At 68.5% G+C, this 2,569-nt stretch carries 3 protein-coding genes; all 3 read left to right on the top strand.

Going from position 1 to position 2,569, the window contains the following annotated elements; translation table 11 throughout:
* The coding region (locus QOI01_RS20840) for an IclR family transcriptional regulator domain-containing protein (RefSeq protein ID WP_526384282.1) at positions 1-302 on the top strand (302 nt) is incomplete at its 5' end.
* 151 nt (positions 303-453) lie between these two features.
* Positions 454-1,767 carry an enolase C-terminal domain-like protein gene (locus tag QOI01_RS20835; RefSeq protein WP_526384284.1) on the top strand — a complete coding sequence of 438 codons (1,314 nt, stop codon included), beginning with the start codon at positions 454-456 and terminating at the stop codon, positions 1,765-1,767.
* Between the two features lie 4 nt (positions 1,768-1,771).
* On the top strand, positions 1,772-2,569 hold a 798-nt coding region (locus tag QOI01_RS20830; RefSeq protein ID WP_526384280.1), incomplete at its 3' end, for a 2-hydroxyacid dehydrogenase.

The following is a 2,569-nucleotide window of genomic DNA, read 5'->3' as shown; positions in this document are numbered from 1 at the left end:
CGCTGCAGGCGCTCACGGTGCACACGACGACGGACCGGGCGCTACTGGAGGAGCAGCTCGAGATGGCACGGGTACACGGTTATGCCACCGACGACGAGGAGAACACGGCCGGGTTGCGGTGCTTCGCCGTGGCGCTGGGCTACACGCGGCCCGCGCAGGACGCGATCAGCGCGTCGGTCCCCATCGCGCGGTTGACGCCGGAGCGCGAGCGGGCCGTCGTCGAGGCGCTGTGCAGCGTGGGGGACAAGGTGACCCGCGTGCTGCGGCCCGTCGCCAACGGCGACAAGTGGTTCGCCCAGTAGGGACGTCCGACGAATGCAACCCGAGCATGAATCCATGTCATAAGGGTGTTGGACGAGTATCAACGTACGTTTGTACGCTGACAGTATGAGGACGCCACCTCCCCAGTCGCTTCGCTCGCCCCGAGTGAGCCGCACCCCCGTCGTGACCGTAATGCGGGTGGTTCCCATCGCTGGACGCGACAGCATGCTGCTGAACCTGAGCGGCGCCCATGCGCCGTACTTCACCCGAAACTTGGTGATCCTGACCGACTCCGATGGCAACGTCGGCGTCGGTGAGGTACCCGGCGGTGAGCCGATCCGTCGCACGCTCGAAGATGCCCGCCAGATCGTCGAGGGTCGCAGCATCGGCGAGCACCACGCCGTGCTGGCCGACATCCGCCGCACGTTCGCCGATCGTGACGCCGCGGGCCGTGGCGCGCAGACGTTCGATCTCCGAATCACCGTGCACGCGGTGACCGCGGTCGAGTCGGCCCTGCTCGACCTTCTCGGCAAGCACCTGGACGTCCCCGTTGCGGCGCTGCTCGGCGAGGGACGGCAGCGCACACGCGTTCAAGCGCTCGGCTATCTCTTCTTCGTCGGCGATCGCACCAGGACCGACCTGCCGTACGCGTCCGCAAGCGACGAACCCGCCGACTCCGACGAGTGGCTGCGCATCCGGCACGACGAGGCGATGACACCCGATGCGGTGGTTCGGCTCGCGGAGGCGGCCAGGGAGCGGTATGGGTTCCGCGACTTCAAGCTCAAGGGCGGCGTGCTGCCCGCACCTGAGGAGGCCAAGGCCGTGATCGCACTGGCAGACCGCTTTCCGGACGCGCGAATCACGTTGGATCCCAACGGCGGATGGCTGCTCGACGATGCCATCACCACATGCCGCGAACTCGACGGAGTGCTGGCCTACGCCGAAGACCCGGTAGGGCCGGAGGCCGGGTTCTCGGGCCGCGAGGTCATGGCGGAGTTCAAGCGGGCCACCGGGCTGCGCACGGCCACCAACATGATCGCCACCGACTGGCGTGAGCTCGTTCACGCGATCCGGGCCGCCGCCGTCGACATTCCGCTGGCCGACCCGCACTTCTGGACGATGGCGGGCTCGGTGCGCGTCGCACAGCTTTGCGACGCGTGGGGCCTCACCTGGGGCTCGCACTCCAACAACCACTTCGACGTGTCACTGGCCATGTTCACCCACGTCGCCGCCGCGGCGCCCGGCGAGGTCACCGCTATCGACACGCACTGGATCTGGCAGGACGGCCAGCGCATCACCAAGCGACCGTACGAGATCGTCGACGGCTACCTCGACGTGCCGGATGCCCCCGGACTTGGCGTCGAGCTCGACGAGGACGCCGTCGCGGCGGCGCACGCCCTGTACCTGGCCGAGGGGCTCGGCGCGCGGGACGACGCGATGGCGATGCAGTACCTGATACCCGGCTGGACGTTCGACGGTAAACGACCCGCACTGCTACGGAACTGATGCCATGAAGGTTCTCGTCGCCGACTCCAATCTCGTCCCGCACCGTGAGCGATTGGAGGCTGCGTTGCCGCCGGGCGTCGACGTCGTCTGGCGCATCGGGCAAGACCCCCAAGCCGTGCGCGACGAACTCCGCGACGCCGACGTCTACGTGGGTGGCCGGTTCACCGCCGACATGGCCGACGCAGCTGAGAAGCTGCGTCTCTTGCACGTGGTCGGCGCGGGCACCGACCGGGTGGACTTCAATGCGCTGCCCGATACTGTGTTGGTGGCCAATACCTTTCACCACGAGCGGTCGATCGCCGAGTACGTCCTCTCGGCGGCGATCATGCTGCGGCGCGACTTTCTCGCGCAGGACAGGGCGCTGCGACGTGGCGTGTGGGCGACGGCCGTGTATGACGACGCCATCAGCCAACCGCCAACGCTGCGGGATGCCCGCATCGGCTTCGTCGGCTTCGGCCACATCGGCCAACGCGCCTGGGAGTTGTTCCGCGTCCTCGGCTCCGAGGGCGCGGCAGTGACCGGGTCCGGTCGCGTGGACGCCGCGGCCCACGGGCTGACGTGGGCGGGGCAGTCCTCACGGCTCGACGAGCTGATGGCCGATTCCGACGTCGTCGTGGTGTCCGCGCCACTGACCCCGGCCACCGAGGGCATGATCGGGTCGGAGCAGTTGCGCGCGCTCGGACCCAATGGGGTGCTCGTCAACGTCGGTCGCGGTCCGCTGGTCGCCGAGCGTGCCCTCTACGAAGCGCTCAGGGACGGTGTGATCCGTGCCGCTGCCATCGACGTCTGGTACACCTACCCG

Origin of the sequence: Mycobacterium sp., from assembly GCF_032162605.1 — a bacterium.
Lineage (GTDB): Bacteria > Actinomycetota > Actinomycetes > Mycobacteriales > Mycobacteriaceae > Mycobacterium.
The sequence above is the reverse complement of the archived record's forward strand: the minus strand, read 5'-3'. Positions and strand labels throughout refer to the sequence as shown.